This window comes from Streptomyces sp. NPDC053665, assembly GCF_055585285.1.
This window is the reverse complement of record NZ_JBVJKK010000008.1, coordinates 35,835-51,643: the sequence shown is the minus strand read 5'-3', so window position 1 is coordinate 51,643 and position 15,809 is coordinate 35,835. Positions and strand designations below refer to the sequence as shown.

The following is a 15,809-nucleotide window of genomic DNA, read 5'->3' as shown; positions in this document are numbered from 1 at the left end:
ACGCGGTCCGGGGCGGGCGCCACTGGTCGACGCCAATATTGGTGGGCGCGGCGCGCGTCGAAGTGCTGGCAGTGTCCGGCGTGCTGTGCTCCTATGTGGCCCACACACGTGTGTTCACCGACCGTGCCACGGACCTGCCCTCTCCTGCCCGACTCCGACATCCGGGGGTCCCCGCCATGAGCAGAGCCGAACATCCGTCCCGCAGGACCGTCCTGGCCGCCGCGGTCGCCGCCGCCGTCGCGGCGAGCACGGGCCCGGCGTCCGCCGACCCCGAGAACGGCATGACGACCGACACAGCCGAACCCACCCGGGCGGTCCCGGGGACCGTCGACAACCGGGCCTGGTTCTCCCACCGGGACTGGAGCAGCGGCACGGCCAAGGGCACCCGGGCCGTCGCGGGCACCCACCCCGGCGTGGAGATCGCGAAGCCGGCCGGGACCACCTCCTACACCGACCCGCACACGGGCGTCACCGCCCGCTGGGAGTACGGCACCTGGACCTCGCCCACACACCGGCTCACCGTCCCCGCGACCGAGGCGATCGTCTCCTGGAACGCCCGCACCCCGGCCGGCACCTGGATCCAGGCCGAGCTCAAGGGCACCTACTCCGACGGCACCAGCACCTCCTGGTACGTGATGGGCCGCTGGGCCGCCGGCGACCGGGACATCCGGCGCACCTCGGTCGACGACCAGCGCGACGGCCGCAGCACCGTCTGGACCGACACCCTGGCCGTCGACGACCCGTCCACGGGCCTGCGCCTGACCGCCTACCGGCTCCGCCTGACCCTGTACCGCAAGCCGGGCGGCACGGCCACGCCCACCGTGTGGCGGCTCGCCGCCATGGGCTCCGACGTGCCCGACCGGTTCACCGTCCCGGCCTCCACGCCCGGGCTCGCGAGGGAGCTGGCCGTCCCCCGGTACTCGCAGGAGATCCACAAGGGCCAGTACCCGGAGTACGACAACGGCGGCGAGGCCTGGTGCAGCCCCACGTCCTCGCAGATGATCATCGAGTACTGGGGCGGCCGGCTCACCCCGGCCCAACTGGCGTGGGTGGACCCGTCCTTCGCCGATCCGCAGGTCTGCCACGCGGCCAGGTACACCTACGACCACCAGTACGCGGGCTGCGGCAACTGGCCCTTCAACGCCGCCTACGCCGCCACGTTCAAGGACCTCCGGGGTGTCGTCACACGGCTCGCCTCGCTGACCGACCTGGAGACCCTGATCGCGGCCGGGGTCCCGGCCATGACGTCACAGTCCTTCCTGAAGGAGGAGCTGACCGGGGCCGGGTACGGCACCGCCGGGCACCTGATGACGGTCATCGGCTTCACCACGGACGGCGACGTGATCGCCAACGACCCGGCGTCGGAGAGCAACGAGGCCGTGCGGCGCGTCTACCGGCGGCGCGAGTTCGAGAACATCTGGCTGCGGACCAAGCGCTACAACGCCTCGGGCAAGGTCGCCTCGGGCACCGGCGGCGTCTGCTACCTGTACTTCCCGGCGCGCCCGACCACCGCCCAGCGCAAGGCGCTGAACGCCGTGGGTATCCGCGTGTGACCAAGGTCTCGGCGGCAAAAGCCGCTCAAGGTGGCAAGGTGGACGCAGCTCGGGGGGATGTCCGACCGCACCAGCGAACCAGCGAGACACCATGACCGCGCACTCCGCCACCGCCTCCACCTCCGCCCCGCGCGCCCGCACCGGCGGCCCGCGGGAGGACGGACCGAAGATCGTCGAGCATGCCATGGGCTGGGCCCTGGTCGTGGTCGTCGCGATGCTCGTGACCCAGCTCGGCCTGCTGTGACCTGACCCACGGAGGGCGTGTGGGGCCTGCCATACTGCGGAGGTCCCACCCCCGCCCGTGAGACCAGGGTCGACCGTGAACATCAGCCCCCAGCCCGCCGCGCGCCCGCGAGCCCGCGGGACCGAGCGCTCGACGGCCCGTCGTGCCGAACTCATCGCCATCGGGCGGAGGTTGTTCGCCGACACCTCCTACGACGCCCTGTCGATGGACGACATCGCCCGCCAGGCGCACGTCGCCAAGGGGCTGATCTACTACTACTTCCAGTCCAAGCGCGGCTACTACCTGGCCATCATCCAGGACTCCGTCACCGAGTTGCTCACCCTGGCGGCCGGCGGCCTCGAACTGCCCCCGGTCGACCGGGTCCAGCGCACCATCGACAGCTACCTGCGCTACGCCGAGCACAACCAGGCCGCGTACCGCACGATCGTCAGCGGCGGCGTCGGCTTCGACACCGAGGTGCACGCCCTGCGCGACGGGGTGCGCGAGTCCGTCGTGACGACGATCGCCGAGGGCGCCTACGGCCGCGCCGACATCAGTCCGCTGGCCCGCATGGCGCTGCTGGCCTGGGTGTGCAGTGTCGAGGGCGCCACCCTGGAGTGGATCGACCGGCCCGAACTGGCCCGCGCGACCATGCGCGAACTGCTCGTGAAGACCCTGGGCGGTGCCCTGCGCGCGATCGAGGAACTCGACTCCGCGCACCCCGCCCCGCAGCCGGCCCGCCGCGGGGCATGAGCAAGGGGCGGAGGGTCCGCCACGACCCCTCCGCCCCTTGCCCCGGCCCTACTTGATGGCCTTGATCAGCTCACCGTTCGCGGTGTCGCCGCTCAGCTCCCAGAAGAACGTGCCGCCCAGACCCTGCTGGTTCTTGTAGTTCATCTTGGTCGCGATGGTCGCCGGGGTGTCGTAACTCCACCAGTCGCTGCCGCACTTGGCGTACGCCGTGCCGGCCACCGTCCCCGTCGCCGGGCACTTGGTCTTGAGCACCTTGTAGTCCTCGATGCCCGGCTCGTACGTGCCCGCCGCCGGGCCCGTGGCGGTGCCGCCGGGAGCCGCCTGGGTGACGCCGGTCCAGCCGCGGCCGTAGAAGCCGATGCCGAGCAGCAGCTTGGAGGCGGGGACGCCGAGTCCCTTGAGCTTGGCGATGGTCGCCGAACTGTGGTTGTCCGCCTTGGGGATGCCGGCGTACGAGGTCAGCGGCGAGTGCGGCGCCGTCGGTCCGGTGGCGTCCCAGGCACCGAAGAAGTCGTAGGTCATCGGGTTGTACCAGTCGACGTACTGGGCGGCACCCGCGTAGTCGGCGGCGTCGATCTTGCCGCCGGGGGTGGCGTCGGCGGTGATCGCCGCGGTGACCAGGTTCCTGGAGCCGAACTTGGCGCGCAGCGCCTGCATCACGTTCCTGAAGGCCGCCTTGCCGCTGGTGTCGCAGGTGGCGCCGCAGGCGTTCGGGTACTCCCAGTCGATGTCGATGCCGTCGAAGACGTCGGCCCACTTGGAGTTCTCGACCAGGTCGTAGCAGGACTGGGCGAAGGCGGCGGGGTTCTTCGCGGCCTCGCCGAACCCGGCCGACCAGGTCCAGCCGCCGAAGGACCACAGCACCTTGAGGTTCGGGTGCTTCTGCTTCAGCTTGCGCAGCTGGTTGAAGTTGCCGCGCAGCGGCTGGTCCCAGGTGTCCGCCTTGCCGTCGACCGACTCGGCGGCGGTGTAGGCCCGGTCGGTGGCGGCGTAGGCGTCGCCCATGGCGCACTTGCCGCCGGTGACGTTGCCGAACGCATAGTTGATGTGGGTGAGCTTGGCGCCCGAGCCGGACGTCTCGATGTTCTTGACATAGTACTTGCGGTCGTAGGTGCCCCATTCGGTGAAGTACCCGAGGACCTTGGAACCGGCGGCCTCCGCCCGGGCAGTGGCCTGCGAGCCGGCGGCGGCCTCCTGAGCCGAGGTCGCCGCGGTGGCGGAGGTGCCCGCGCCGGCCAGCAGACCGGCGCCCAGGACGGCGCAACAGGCCGCGGACACGATCGCCCGGAAGCGGGAGGGGTGGGGGGTGTGCATCCGTGTCTCCTCGTGGGGGAGAGGAACACGCGCTCATTGGCATGAACGCGGTGAGTCGGTGGAGCGAAACAGTAGGAGGACTAGACCAGTTGGGTCAATGGTGCGGACCAATTTCACCGCGCGGCCGACGCTCGGCCCTTTCTTGAAGTAAGCGGTCGTTAACTGGTGACGGGATGCCTCCGATCGGGCATACTCACAGCGCACAGCCGCTGGTCAGCAGCGTCCGCGACCCGGGACTGCAAGCATCGGCCAGGCACCAGATCGACCAGGCGGCGCCGCCCCCACCCTTGGGCCCGTCCGCCAGTGCCCGACAGGGAGGAGAGCGTCGCCATGCCCGACCGCGCCCCGCAGCCGGTGGACCGGCCACTGCCCACGGAGGAGGCCCGGGACCTCATCTCACTCGTCCGCGACATCGCGGCGCAGGAGATCGTCCCCCAGGCGGCCGAGGAGGAGGACGCCGGCCGCTTCCCGCGCGAGCTGTTCACCCTGCTCTCCCGCTCCGGCCTGCTCGGCCTGCCGTACGACGCGGAGTACGGCGGCGGCGACCAGCCCTACGAGGTGTACCTCCAGGTCCTGGAGGAGCTGGCCGCGGCCCGCCTCACCGTCGGCCTCGGAGTCAGCGTGCACTCCCTGGCCTCCTACGCCCTCGCCGCCTACGGCACCAAGGAACAGCAGGTCGAGCATCTGCCCGCGATGCTCGGCGGCGGTCTGCTGGGCGCCTACTGCCTGTCCGAGCCGCAGTCCGGATCGGACGCGGCGGCCCTGCGCACCAGGGCCGTGCGCGACGGCGACGACTGGGTGATCACCGGGACCAAGGCCTGGATCACCCACGGGGGTGTCGCCGACTTCTACACGGTCATGGCCCGCACCGGCCAGGAGGGCCCGCGCGGGATCACGGCCTTCCTGGTGCCGGGCGACGCCGAGGGCGTGAGCGCGGCGGCGCCCGAGAAGAAGATGGGCATGAAGGGCTCGCCCACCGCCCAGGTGCACTTCGACGGTGTCCGGGTCTCCGACGACCGGCGCATCGGCGAGGAGGGGCAGGGCTTCGCCATCGCGCTGTCGTCCCTGGACTCGGGGCGCCTCGGGATCTCCGCGTGCGCCATCGGCGTCGCCCAGGCCGCGCTCGACGAGGCGGCGGCCTACGCGACCGGGCGCCGCCAGTTCGGCAGGCCGATCGCCGACTTCCAGGGGCTGCGCTTCATGCTCGCCGACATGGCGACGCAGATCGAGGCGGGCCGTGCGCTCTACCTCGCGGCGGCGCGCCTCAGGGACGCGGGCCGGCCGTTCGCCCGGCAGGCGGCCATGGCCAAGCTGTTCTGCACCGACACGGCGATGCGGGTCACCACCGACGCCGTGCAGATCCTCGGCGGCTACGGCTACACCGCCGACTTCCCGGCCGAGCGCTACATGCGCGAGGCCAAGGTGCTGCAGATCGTCGAGGGCACCAACCAGATCCAGCGGATGGTCATCGCCCGCCATCTCGTGGGTCCAGAGGAACGCTGAACTGGTCGAGTCCCCGCCAGGGGGCCGCGAGCCGCATCCACTCCGGGTCGTGCCGGCCCGGCAGGGTGCGGCCGCCCTCGGCCCAGGTCCGCATCAGCTCGCGGAAGATCGGCGGGTCCTGGTAGCGCGGCGCGACGGGCCGAAGCGATTGCGCGGGCGGCGGGACGTACAGGAGGCGCTGACGCCCGGTCGCTGAGGAGATGGGGGTCATACCAGGGCAACGCGGCGGAGGCCGGACAGGTCACCGGGGCATGGATTCGGGCGTGCGTTCAGCCGCGTCCGCGAGACGCCCTCGCCCCGCACCACGGCGGTCGTACCGGTGCCGTGGTGCGGGGCGGTCGATGAACGGGAGCGAGCGGGCGGGAAGGGCCCGTGCTCAGGCCGCGCGGCGCATGACGGGGACCCGCATCGGGCGCGAGCCCGGGCCGCCGACGTGCGAGAACGGCTGCATCCGCCAGTCCAGTCCCTGAGGGAGCGTCAGCAGCAGGGCCGTGTCCTGCTCCTGGGGCTCCACCGACTCGTCGGCGGGGCGGGCGTCGGAGGCCCGGCGGCCGGTTCCGGCGCAGACCGTGAGCCCGAACGGGTTCCACGGCGAGGCGCACAGCGCGTGCTCCGGCAGCACCTCTTCGTCCGCCAGCAGGGCGATGGGCTGCGCACAGTCCGGGCAGACGACCCGGAACATCTCGAACGTGTCGTAGGCGTCGAGTTCGTCGTCGAAGGCGTCGGGTTCGACGCCCTCCGGCTCGGGCTCGACGACGGGCTGCTGCCGCTTGGGCGCGGTGCGACCAGGGCGCTTGAGACTCTGCATTGGGTACTCCCCCTCGGGCTGGGCCGTATCAGGCACTGCGGCCTCGACCACAGCAAGCACTTCCCGTCGCCCCCGCCCGGTAATCACGGGAACATCACGGAGACTGTTCGAGTGATGTGGCGTTCGTCACACCCATGGTCGGGGTGTCCGCTGCGGCGCATTTGTCCCCCGGAAGAGGGACCCCGCGCATCCCGCGCGGCGCGAACCGGCCATGACCTCGACTCCTCGGGTATCCGAGGAGATCAACCGACCTGTAGGTTCTAGCGCCATGGAGGAGCTGGACCGACAGATCGTGCAGCTGCTCGTCAAGGACGGGCGGATGAGCTACACCGACCTGGGCAAGGCCACCGGCCTGTCCACCTCGGCCGTGCACCAGCGGGTGCGGCGGCTGGAGCAGCGGGGTGTCATCCGGGGCTACGCGGCGGTCGTAGACCCCGAGGCGGTGGGGCTGCCGATGACGGCGTTCATCTCGGTGAAGCCGTTCGACCCCAGCGCGCCGGACGACATCGCGGACCGGCTGGCCGGAGTGCCGGAGATCGAGGCGTGCCACAGCGTCGCCGGCGACGAGAACTACATCCTCAAGGTCCGGGTCGCCACGCCGCACGAGCTGGAGGAACTCCTCGCCCGGCTGCGGTCCCTGGCCGGGGTGTCCACCCGTACGACGGTGGTCCTGTCGACGCCGTACGAGGCGCGTCCGCCCAGGATCTGACCCGCCGGTTCCCCCCTTGCCCGCCACGCGGGAGAAGGCGGGGCGCCCCCTTGCGCGCCCCTGCGCGTGCGGCCCCTGACCGACTCGGCGGACCGCCCCCCTGTGACACTGTTGTCCATGAGTGAGTCCCCCGTGCCGCCGAAGACCGTCCTGCTCCGTCGTGGAGAGGTCCACAGCCCCGCCGATCCCTTCGCCACCGCCATGGTGGTGGAGCGCGGGCAGGTCGCCTGGGTGGGTTCGGAGGGCGCCGCCGACGCCTTCGCCGACGGGGTCGACGAAGTGATCGACCTCGACGGCGCGTTGGTCACCCCCGCCTTCACCGACGCACACGTGCACACCACCGCCACCGGCCTCGCCCTGACCGGGCTCGACCTGTCGGATGCCCCCTCCCTCGAAGCCGCCCTCGCCCGGGTGCGCGAGTTCGCCGCCGCCCGGCCGGACGACCGGGTGCTGCTGGGGCACGGCTGGGACGCCGCCCGCTGGCCCGGCGGCCGGCCTCCGACGCGCGCCGAACTCGACGAGGCCACCGGGCACCGCCCCCTCTACCTCAGCCGGATCGACGTGCACTCGGCGGTCGTCACCACGGCCCTGCTCGACCTCGTCCCGTCGGCCGGACAGCAGGACGGCCTCCAGGGGGACGGACCGCTCACAGCCGACGCCCACCACGCCGTCCGGGCCGCCGCGTTCGGCGCCGTCACCGAGCGGCAGCGCACCGAGGCGCAGCGGGCCGCGCTGGCGCACGCCGTCTCCCTCGGCATCGGCACCGTCCACGAGTGCGCCGGACCGCAGATCTCCTCGGAGGAGGACTTCACCGGCCTGCTGGGCATCGCCGCCCGGGAGAGCGGCCCGCGAGTCGTGGGCTACTGGGCCGAGCAGGACGTCGCCAAGGCACGGGAACTGGGGGCGGTGGGCGCCGCGGGTGACCTGTTCGTCGACGGCGCCCTCGGCTCGCACACCGCCTGCCTGCACGAGCCGTACGCCGACGCCGCGCACACCGGCCGGGCGTACCTCGACGCCGCCGCGGTCGCCGCGCACGTCGTGGCGTGCACCGAGGCGGGCCTGCAGGCCGGCTTCCACGCCATCGGCGACGCGGCTGTGGACGCCGTGGTCGAGGGCGTGCGCGCCGCAGCGGAGAAGCTCGGCCCGGCGCGTGTCCGCGCCGCCCGGCACCGCGTCGAGCACGCCGAGATGCTCACCCCGGAGTCCGTCGCGGCCTTCGCCGAACTCGGTCTCACCGCCTCCGTCCAGCCCGCCTTCGACGCCCTCTGGGGCGGCGACGAGGGCATGTACGCCCAGCGGCTCGGAGCGGAGCGCGCCCGGACGCTGAACCCGTTCGCGGCCCTGCTGCGCGCCGGAGTACCGCTCGCCTTCGGGTCCGACAGCCCGGTCACCCCGCTCGACCCGTGGGGCACGGTCCGCGCGGCCGCCTTCCACCGCACACCCGAGCACCGCGTCTCCGTGCGCGCCGCGTTCACGGCGCACACGCGCGGCGGCTGGCGGGCGGTGGGCCGCGACGACGCCGGCGTCCTGGTCCCGGGCGCGCCCGCCGACTACGCCGTGTGGCGCACCGGCGAGCTGGTGGTGCAGGCGCCGGACGACCGGGTCGCCCGCTGGTCCACCGACCCGCGCTCCGGCACCCCGGGTCTGCCCGACCTGACCCCGGGCCGTGAGCTGCCGGTATGTCTGCGCACCGTCGTCGGCGGTCGCACGGTCTTCGTACGGCCGGGCGAGTGATCTACGGGGGTGGCGCGCGGGAAACCGTGCGCCGCACCCCCGGCGCGCGACCTGCGCGTCCTCGGTCCTGACCAGGGCCGCGACGCAGAACGAGCAGGTCGGGCGACTGTTGACAGGCAGCCGCAGCGTGCCGGTAGGTTCTGCAAAGTCCACCACCGGACGCCCGACCGGGGAACGTCCGAGCACTCGCCGCGGCACCGCCGGGTCAGGGACGGTGTGCCGCACCGGGGCACCGCCACTGGGAGCCAGGCTCAGGCCGGAGCAGCGCCGAGGGAACGTTCCGGCGGGTCGGGGAGGTGTGACCCGGGTGGGGCCCGGGCGCTCAGTAGACAACGGCTTCCGGTCGATCCGCAGCCGGCGGATCCCGGGCCGGCCCGAAGGGCGCCGGGCCCCCATCCGCCGTACACGACCTCCGGAAGGGACCTTCCCGCCCCGTCCCGCGGGTGCAACACCACGATTCGAACGTCCGGTCACGTCAGCGCAGGCCGGGCGCACTATGGTGGACCCCTGCATATGGACATGAAGGGGCATCAGTGAACGACGGCGACGGAACCCTCGCGGCAGGAGCCCAGGAGAGGAAGTTCGGCCCGCTCGGCACGGCCTTGGTGATCATCCCGACCTACAACGAGGCGGAGAACATCAAGAGCATCGTCGGCCGGGTGCGCAGGGCCGTCCCCGAGGCGCACGTGCTCGTGGCCGACGACAACAGCCCGGACGGCACGGGCAAGCTGGCCGACGAGCTGACCGTCGAGGACGACCACGTCCACGTGCTGCACCGCAAGGGCAAGGAGGGCCTCGGCGCCGCCTACCTCGCGGGCTTCCGCTGGGGTCTGGAACACGGCTACGGCGTGCTGGTGGAGATGGACGCCGACGGCTCCCACCAGCCCGAGGAACTGCCCCGGCTGCTCACCGCCCTCAAGGGCGCCGACCTGGTGCTGGGCTCGCGCTGGGTCCCCGGCGGCAGGGTGGTGAACTGGCCCCGCTCCCGCGAGGTCATCTCCCGGGGTGGCAGCCTCTACTCCCGCCTGGCGCTCGATCTGCCGCTGCGCGACATCACCGGCGGCTACCGGGCCTTCCGCCGCGAGACCCTGGAGGGCCTCGGCCTCGACGAGGTGGCCTCCCAGGGCTACTGCTTCCAGGTCGACCTGGCCCGCCGCGCGGTCAAGGCCGGCTACCACGTCGTCGAGGTGCCGATCACCTTCGTCGAGCGCGAGCTCGGTGACTCCAAGATGAGCCGGGACATCCTCGTCGAGGCACTGTGGCGGGTCACGGCGTGGGGCGTGGGGGAGAGGGTCGGCAAGGTCACGGGCCGCGGCGGCAAGCCCACGAAGCCCTAGCGGCTGCGGTACGACCGGAGCACTGCGGTGCCCGGGCGGCTCGGCGGCCGGCCGCGGGTGGAGACGTCCGGGTGGGGCCGCCCCGCACGGGAAGCCTGATCGGGCGCTTATCCCGTGCTGAGCCGGGGCCAGGCACACTGGAGGCATGACGACTGGCGCTCAGACCCCCCACTCCGCCCGGCCCCGGCGCTCCCGGCTGCGCACGTTCCTGCCGCTGGGCGTCGCCGTGTGGCTCGTGCTGGAGATCTGGCTGCTCACGCTGGTCGCCGGGGCGTCGAGCGCGCTGGTGGTGCTCCTCGTCCTGCTGGCCGGACTCGTCGCCGGCTCGGTGGTGATCAAGCGGGCGGGGCGGCGCGCGTTCCGCAACCTCTCCGAGACGCTGCAACAGCAGCAGAGCGGGACGGCGCCCGCGGCGGCCCGGCCGGCCAGTGAGGGCAACGGCCTGATGATGCTGGGCGGCCTGCTGCTGATCATCCCCGGGCTGCTGTCGGACGCCGCCGGTCTGCTCCTGCTGCTGCCGCCGGTGCAGAAGGCGGTGAGCCGCTCCGCCGAGCGCACCTTCGAGCGCAAGCTCCGCGAGGCCGACCCGGGGACGCTGGGCGGGGTCTTCCGGCAGGCGCGCATCCATCAGCCCGACGGCAAGGTCGTCCAGGGCGAGGTCATCCGCGAGGAGCCGGGCGGCGACGCCCCGCAGCAGCAGCGTCCCCCGCTGACGCACTGAGGGCACGCAAAACCGAGGGCGCCGTACGAACCGTACGGCGCCCTCGGTTACCGATGTGCGCTGATCAATCCGACCAGGCCGGGTCGGGTCAGGCCGACTTGCGGCTGTCCCGGGGATGAACGGCGATGTTCATCGCACCGGAGCGCAGTACCGCCAGACGCTCCTCGAGGACCTCTTCGAGCTCCTCGCGGGTGCGCCGCTCCATCAGCATGTCCCAATGCGTACGCGCGGGCTTGGCCTTCTTCTCTTCCGGGCCGTCGCCGTCCACCAGGAGTGCCTGGGCCCCGCAGACCTTGCACTCCCACTCCGGCGGGATCTCCGCCTCGACCGAGAAGGGCATCTCGAAGCGGTGCCCCTTCTCGCATGCGTACTCCACGGCCTGGCGCGGGGCCAGGTCGATGCCGCGGTCCGTCTCGTAGCTGGTCACCACGAGGCGCGTGCCGCGAAGAGCTCGCTCACTCATGAATCGTGCCTCCCGGGCTTGTCGCCCACAGGACAGGTGTCGCTGTCGTCGTCATCCGGTCAACGTCCGGTCGGCGGTAAAGATTCCCGTTCCGAGTCCCGTTCCGGGTCATGCGTCGCCGTCGTAGCCGCCCTTGTTGTACCCACCAGCGCCCGGTTTGTCACATCTGATACCAGATGTAACCCAGCGTTTCGATATCTTTGACGCGCAGTAACGGTACGCCTGGCAGGCCAAACGCGTACACTACCGCCCTTTCGCGCTCAGTGCTAAATCCGGTCCGGAACCGGGTTCCCCGCTTCCTCGATCGCACGCCGCACCGGGACCCGTGCGAGCAGCACGAACCCGAGCACGAAGAAGGCCACCAGGGAGATGATCGCGTCCCGGTAACTGCCCGTGAGCTGGTAGGTCAACCCGAACAGCAGCGGCCCCAGCCAGCTCATGCCGCGATCGCTCACCTCGTACGCGGAGAAGTACTCGGCCTCCTTGCCGGGCGGGACGAGATGGGAGAAGAGGGAGCGGGACAGCGCCTGGCTGCCGCCGAGGACCAGCCCGATCCCGCCGGCCAGGACGAAGAACCACACGGGCGCCCCGGCGGGCAGGAAGTATCCGGCCGCCAGGGTGAGCGTCCAGGCGATCAATGAGCCGAGGATCGTCCGTTTGGCACCGTAGGTGCGGGCCAGCCGGCCCATCGCCAGCGCCCCGGCCACCGCCAGCACCTGCACCAGGAGGACCGCGCCGATGAGGGTCGACTGCCCGAGGCCCAGTTCCTTCGAGCCGTAGACCGAGGCCTGGGAGATCACCGTCTGGACGCCGTCGTTGTAGACGAGGTAGGCGAGCAGGAAGGCGAGGGTCAGCGGGTGGCGGCGCATGTCGCGGACGGTCGCCGCGAGTTGCCGGAAGCCCGGCAGCGCCGCCTCGCCCCGGGCCGTGGCGCGATCGCGCAGCCGTGTCAGCGGGATCAGGGCGAAGGCACCCCACCACAGGCCCGCCGACGCCAGGCAGATGCGCACCGCCGTGCCCTCGGAGACGCCGAAGCGCTCGTGCCCCGTGTAGAGGACCAGGTTGGCGACCAGCACCAGCGCGCCGGCCGCGTAGCCGAAGGCCCAGCCCCGGGAGGACACCGCGTCCCGCTGCTCCGGCGGGGCGATCTGCGGCAGGTAGGAGTTGTACAGCATCATCGCCACCGACTGCGCCGCGTTGGCCACCACCAACAGCGCGCCGCCGAGCAGATAGCGGTCGCCGTCCAGGAGGAACATGGCCGTCGTCGCACCGGCACCGGTGTAGGCGGCGGCCGCGAGCAGGGGCTTCTTGCGGCCCGTGCGGTCGGCGGCGGCGCCCACCAGCGGCATGATCAGCACCGCCACGATCACCGAAAGCGACACCGAGTAGGCGAAGAACGAGCCGGCGCGCACCGGGATGCCGAGCGGGTGGACGTAACCATCGGCGTCGGCGGCCGACTCGGCCACCGACGTGAGATACGGGCCGAGGAAGACGGTGAGCACGCTGGTGGAGTAGACCGAGCACGCCCAGTCGTAGAAGTACCAGCCGCGCTGCTCGCGTCGGAGCCCCGCCCCGTCGGCCGGCGGTGTCCGCACGGTGTCCGTACCCACCGGTGCCCTCGCTTCCCCGTGAGACGCGCGCAGCCGGCCGAGCCCGGGGTCTCAGACCCAGACGCCGCGGTCCTCCATGACCTTGCGCAGTGTGTCGATGTGATCGGTCATGATGCCATCCACACCGAGGTCCAGAAGCCGGTGCATGCTCTCCGGTTCGTTCACGGTCCACACGTGCACCTGGAGCCCGCGCGCGTGGGCCGCGCGCACGAAGCGGCCGTCCACGACCTGGATGCCGGACTGCATCTCCGGCACCTGCGCGGCGACCGCCGACCGGCGCACCGACGCGGGCAGTCCCCAGGAGCGCAGCCGCAGACCGAGCACCCCCCGGGTGCCGTACGAGGTGGCCAGGCGCGGGCCGGCCAGTCGCTGGGCGCGCACCACGCGCGCCTCGGAGAACGAGCCGAGGCAGATCCGGTCCCAGGAGTCCGTGCGGCCGACCAGGTCGAGGAAGGGCAGCAGGGCGGCCTCCGACTTCACGTCCACGTTCCAGCGCACGTCGGGGAAGGTCTCCAGCAGTTCCTCGAAGAGGGGGAGGGGTTCCGCGCCCGCCACCCGGGCCTGCCGTACCTCCTGCCAGGGCAGGTCGGCGATCCGGCCCGCGCCGTCCGTCATCCGGTCCAGGGTCGCGTCGTGGAAGGCGACGACCTTGCCGTCCCGGGTGGTGTGGACGTCGGTCTCGATGTACCGGTAGCCCGCCTCGACGGCGCACCGGAACTGGCGCACGGTGTTCTCCAGGCCGTCCGCCGCCCCGCCGCGGTGGGCGAAGGCGATCGGGCCGGGATGGTCGAGGTAGGGGTGGCGTATCCGCGGGGTCACGGACGCAGTATCGCCCGCCGGGGTTGACCGGTGGCAACGACCGTGCTGCCGGCGGGTGCCTCGGGGACGGCGAACACCCGCAGGAACACCTGCGCCAGCGGGCCGATCGCCAGGGCGTACAGCAGCGTCCCGTTCCCGACCGTGCCGCCCAGGGCGAAGCCGGTCGCGACGACGGTGAGCTCGATGCCGGTGCGCACCAGGCGGATCGAGACGCCCGTGCGCTGGTGCAGCCCGGTCATCAGACCGTCGCGCGGGCCCGGGCCGAACCGGGCCGCGATGTAGAGGCCGGTCGCCGCCCCGTTCAGCACGATGCCCCCCACCATCAGGCCCACCCGCAGCGCCCAGCCGTGCGCGTCGGGCACCAGGGCCAGGGTCGCGTCCATGGCCACGCCGATCACGAGGACGTTCGACACCGTGCCCAGGCCCGGGCGCTGACGCAGCGGGATCCACGCGAGCAGCACCGCGGCGCCCACGATCGTCAGGACGACGCCGATCGACAGCCCGGTGAGCTCCGCGAGGCCCTGGTGCAGCTCGTTCCACGGTTCCAGACCCAGCCCGGAGCGGACGAGCAGCGCCGAACTCCCGCCGTACAGCGCGAGTCCGGCGTAGAGCTGGACGAGCCGCCGGGTGAGATGCCCCCGCGTGGCCATGATGTGCCCCCCTGGTGGTGGAAATGGACTGGCACGTGACACCCTGTGGCGTGGATGGAGTGGCCATCCAGGGCCAATCCGGGGAAGGTGGACTGATTCCGATGGCACAGTGGACCTCGGCCGTAGGGGCGGCGCAGCTCGCCCGGCTGCTCAACTCGCAGCAGGACCGCCCCGCGGGGCCCGGCACCCGCCGCCCCCCGGCCTACCGTGCCCTCGCCGACGGCATCCGCCTGCTGGTGCTGGAGGGCCGCGTCCCGGTTGCCGCCCGGCTGCCCGCCGAGCGGGAACTGGCCCTGGCACTGTCCGTCAGCCGGACGACGGTGGCCGCGGCCTACGAGGCGTTGCGCAGCGAAGGGTTCCTGGAGTCCCGGCGCGGCGCGGGCAGCTGGACCGCCGTGCCCGCCGGGAACCCGCTGCCCGCCCGGGGACTGGAGCCGCTGCCGCCGGAGGCGCTCGGCTCGGTGATCGACCTCGGCTGCGCCGCGCTGCCCGCGCCGGAGCCGTGGCTCACCCGGGCCGTGCAGGGCGCCCTGGAGGAACTGCCGCCCTACGCGCACACGCACGGCGACTACCCCGCCGGGCTCCCGGCCCTCCGGTCCATGATCGCCGAGCGCTACACCGCACGCGGCATTCCCACCATGCCCGAGCAGATCATGGTGACGACCGGCGCCATGGGCGCGATCGACGCGATCTGCCACCTGTTCGGCGGCCGCGGCGAGCGCATCGCCGTCGAGTCGCCGTCCTACGCCAACATCCTCCAGCTGATGCGCGAGGCGGGCGCCAGGCTGGTGCCGGTGGCGATGGGCGAAGGGCTCTCCGGCTGGGACATGGACCGCTGGCGGCAGGTGCTGCGGGACGCGGCACCGCGCATCGCCTACGTCGTGGCCGACTTCCACAACCCCACCGGGGCGCTCGCCGGCGAGGACCAGCGCCGGCGGCTCGTCGACTCGGCCCGGTCCGCGGGGACCGTACTGATCGCCGACGAGACGATGAGCGAGCTGTGGCTCGACCCCGGCGTGGAGATGCCGCGGCCGGTGTGCGCGTTCGATCCGGCCGGGTCCACGGTGATCACGGTCGGCTCGGCCAGCAAGGCGTTCTGGGCCGGCATGCGGATCGGCTGGGTGCGCGCCGCGCCGGACGTCATCCGCAGCCTCGTGGCGGCGCGGGCCTACGCCGACCTCGGCACCCCGGTGCTGGAGCAGCTCGCCGTCAACTGGCTCTTCGGCACGGGCGGCTGGGAGCAGGCGGTACAAGTGCGGCGCGAGCAGGCCCGGTCGAACCGGGACGAGCTGGTGGCCGCCGTGCGGCGCGAGCTGCCCGGGTGGGAGTTCGACGTCCCGCAGGGCGGGCTGACCCTGTGGGTGCGCACCGGCGGGCTCTCGGGATCGAGGCTCGCCGAGGCGGGGGAGCGGGTCGGCGTACGGGTGCCGTCCGGGCCGCGGTTCGGCGTGGACGGTGCGTTCGAGGGGTATGTGCGGCTGCCGTTCACCGTCGGCGGCGCGGTGGCCGAGGAGGCGGCGGTACGACTCGCCGCGGCGGCCGCGCTGGTGGAGTCGGGCGGGGCCGGCGGCGCGGAGCCGCCGCGCACGTTCGTGGCCTGACGACGCGGAGA

General features: G+C 72.6%; 15 protein-coding genes. 9 read left to right on the top strand and 6 right to left on the bottom strand.

Going from position 1 to position 15,809, the window contains the following annotated elements:
* Positions 1-176: 176 nt before the first annotated feature.
* From ACZ6ZN_RS28250 to ACZ6ZN_RS28240, 3 genes are all read left to right on the top strand, one after another.
* On the top strand, positions 177-1,553 hold the full coding sequence (locus tag ACZ6ZN_RS28250) for a peptidase C39 family protein (protein ID WP_469650583.1): 1,377 nt from the start codon (positions 177-179) through the stop codon (positions 1,551-1,553).
* Between the two features lie 91 nt (positions 1,554-1,644).
* The gene (locus ACZ6ZN_RS28245; protein WP_369198651.1) at positions 1,645-1,797 is read left to right on the top strand and encodes an SCO1431 family membrane protein; all 153 of its coding nucleotides are present in this window, start codon (positions 1,645-1,647) and stop codon (positions 1,795-1,797) included.
* 75 nt (positions 1,798-1,872) lie between these two features.
* Positions 1,873-2,529, top strand: a complete 657-nt coding sequence (locus ACZ6ZN_RS28240) for a TetR/AcrR family transcriptional regulator (RefSeq protein ID WP_398110749.1) — start codon at positions 1,873-1,875, stop codon at positions 2,527-2,529.
* 48 nt (positions 2,530-2,577) lie between these two features.
* Here the strand turns inward: ACZ6ZN_RS28240 and ACZ6ZN_RS28235 are convergent, their stop codons facing one another.
* Positions 2,578-3,843, bottom strand: coding sequence for a glycoside hydrolase family 18 protein (locus ACZ6ZN_RS28235; RefSeq protein ID WP_469650580.1), 1,266 nt, complete (start codon positions 3,841-3,843; stop codon positions 2,578-2,580).
* 330 nt (positions 3,844-4,173) lie between these two features.
* Here ACZ6ZN_RS28235 and ACZ6ZN_RS28230 point away from each other — a divergent pair, with 330 nt between their 5' ends.
* The gene (locus tag ACZ6ZN_RS28230) at positions 4,174-5,346 is read left to right on the top strand and encodes an acyl-CoA dehydrogenase family protein (RefSeq protein ID WP_469650577.1); all 1,173 of its coding nucleotides are present in this window, start codon (positions 4,174-4,176) and stop codon (positions 5,344-5,346) included.
* A 376-nt stretch (positions 5,347-5,722) separates the two neighbouring features.
* On the opposite strand, the gene ACZ6ZN_RS28225 is transcribed toward ACZ6ZN_RS28230, so the two are convergent.
* The gene (locus ACZ6ZN_RS28225) at positions 5,723-6,154 is read right to left on the bottom strand and encodes a hypothetical protein (RefSeq protein ID WP_398110752.1); all 432 of its coding nucleotides are present in this window, start codon (positions 6,152-6,154) and stop codon (positions 5,723-5,725) included.
* Positions 6,155-6,422: 268 nt separating this feature from the next.
* Here ACZ6ZN_RS28225 and ACZ6ZN_RS28220 point away from each other — a divergent pair, with 268 nt between their 5' ends.
* The 4 genes from ACZ6ZN_RS28220 to fxsA all read left to right on the top strand — a co-directional run bounded on the left by ACZ6ZN_RS28220 (position 6,423) and on the right by fxsA (position 10,655).
* Entirely contained in the window at positions 6,423-6,863 is a 441-nt protein-coding gene (locus tag ACZ6ZN_RS28220) for an Lrp/AsnC family transcriptional regulator (RefSeq protein ID WP_004002750.1), read from the top strand.
* 117 nt (positions 6,864-6,980) lie between these two features.
* Positions 6,981-8,597 (top strand): amidohydrolase, encoded by a 1,617-nt coding sequence (locus ACZ6ZN_RS28215; protein ID WP_469650575.1) that lies wholly within the window; start codon positions 6,981-6,983, stop codon positions 8,595-8,597.
* 533 nt (positions 8,598-9,130) lie between these two features.
* On the top strand, positions 9,131-9,934 hold the full coding sequence (locus tag ACZ6ZN_RS28210; protein WP_469650571.1) for a polyprenol monophosphomannose synthase: 804 nt from the start codon (positions 9,131-9,133) through the stop codon (positions 9,932-9,934).
* A gap of 145 nt (positions 9,935-10,079) precedes the next feature.
* Positions 10,080-10,655, top strand: coding sequence for an FxsA family membrane protein (fxsA, locus tag ACZ6ZN_RS28205; protein WP_398110755.1), 576 nt, complete (start codon positions 10,080-10,082; stop codon positions 10,653-10,655).
* An 88-nt stretch (positions 10,656-10,743) separates the two neighbouring features.
* Here fxsA and ACZ6ZN_RS28200 read toward each other — a convergent pair whose 3' ends face one another.
* The 4 genes from ACZ6ZN_RS28200 to yczE all read right to left on the bottom strand — a co-directional run bounded on the left by ACZ6ZN_RS28200 (position 10,744) and on the right by yczE (position 14,197).
* Positions 10,744-11,118: an RNA polymerase-binding protein RbpA gene (locus ACZ6ZN_RS28200; protein WP_003977404.1), complete on the bottom strand. Its 375-nt coding sequence runs from the start codon at positions 11,116-11,118 to the stop codon at positions 10,744-10,746.
* Between the two features lie 266 nt (positions 11,119-11,384).
* Positions 11,385-12,728 carry an MFS transporter gene (locus ACZ6ZN_RS28195; RefSeq protein WP_469650568.1) on the bottom strand — a complete coding sequence of 448 codons (1,344 nt, stop codon included), beginning with the start codon at positions 12,726-12,728 and terminating at the stop codon, positions 11,385-11,387.
* Between the two features lie 51 nt (positions 12,729-12,779).
* Positions 12,780-13,547, bottom strand: coding sequence for a glycerophosphodiester phosphodiesterase family protein (locus ACZ6ZN_RS28190; RefSeq protein WP_451877255.1), 768 nt, complete (start codon positions 13,545-13,547; stop codon positions 12,780-12,782).
* Entirely contained in the window at positions 13,544-14,197 is a 654-nt protein-coding gene (gene yczE / locus ACZ6ZN_RS28185) for a membrane protein YczE (RefSeq protein WP_469650565.1), read from the bottom strand. The genes ACZ6ZN_RS28190 and yczE overlap by 4 nt, the downstream gene beginning before the upstream one ends.
* A gap of 101 nt (positions 14,198-14,298) precedes the next feature.
* Between yczE and ACZ6ZN_RS28180 the strand changes: the two genes are divergently transcribed.
* Complete coding sequence (locus tag ACZ6ZN_RS28180) at positions 14,299-15,798, top strand: SCO1417 family PLP biosynthesis transcription factor (protein ID WP_398110759.1); 1,500 nt, start codon at positions 14,299-14,301, stop codon at positions 15,796-15,798.
* The last annotated feature ends 11 nt before the right edge of the window (positions 15,799-15,809 follow it).

Coding starts and splice junctions, on each gene's coding strand:
- ACZ6ZN_RS28250 (WP_469650583.1), top strand. CDS start 177: ATGAGCAGAGCCGAACATCCGTCCCGCAGGACCGTCCTGGCCGCCGCG.
- ACZ6ZN_RS28245 (WP_369198651.1), top strand. CDS start 1,645: ATGACCGCGCACTCCGCCACCGCCTCCACCTCCGCCCCGCGCGCCCGC.
- ACZ6ZN_RS28235 (WP_469650580.1), bottom strand. CDS start 3,843: ATGCACACCCCCCACCCCTCCCGCTTCCGGGCGATCGTGTCCGCGGCC.
- ACZ6ZN_RS28230 (WP_469650577.1), top strand. CDS start 4,174: ATGCCCGACCGCGCCCCGCAGCCGGTGGACCGGCCACTGCCCACGGAG.
- ACZ6ZN_RS28225 (WP_398110752.1), bottom strand. CDS start 6,154: ATGCAGAGTCTCAAGCGCCCTGGTCGCACCGCGCCCAAGCGGCAGCAG.
- ACZ6ZN_RS28220 (WP_004002750.1), top strand. CDS start 6,423: ATGGAGGAGCTGGACCGACAGATCGTGCAGCTGCTCGTCAAGGACGGG.
- ACZ6ZN_RS28215 (WP_469650575.1), top strand. CDS start 6,981: ATGAGTGAGTCCCCCGTGCCGCCGAAGACCGTCCTGCTCCGTCGTGGA.
- fxsA (WP_398110755.1), top strand. CDS start 10,080: ATGACGACTGGCGCTCAGACCCCCCACTCCGCCCGGCCCCGGCGCTCC.
- ACZ6ZN_RS28200 (WP_003977404.1), bottom strand. CDS start 11,118: ATGAGTGAGCGAGCTCTTCGCGGCACGCGCCTCGTGGTGACCAGCTAC.
- yczE (WP_469650565.1), bottom strand. CDS start 14,197: ATGGCCACGCGGGGGCATCTCACCCGGCGGCTCGTCCAGCTCTACGCC.
- ACZ6ZN_RS28180 (WP_398110759.1), top strand. CDS start 14,299: ATGGCACAGTGGACCTCGGCCGTAGGGGCGGCGCAGCTCGCCCGGCTG.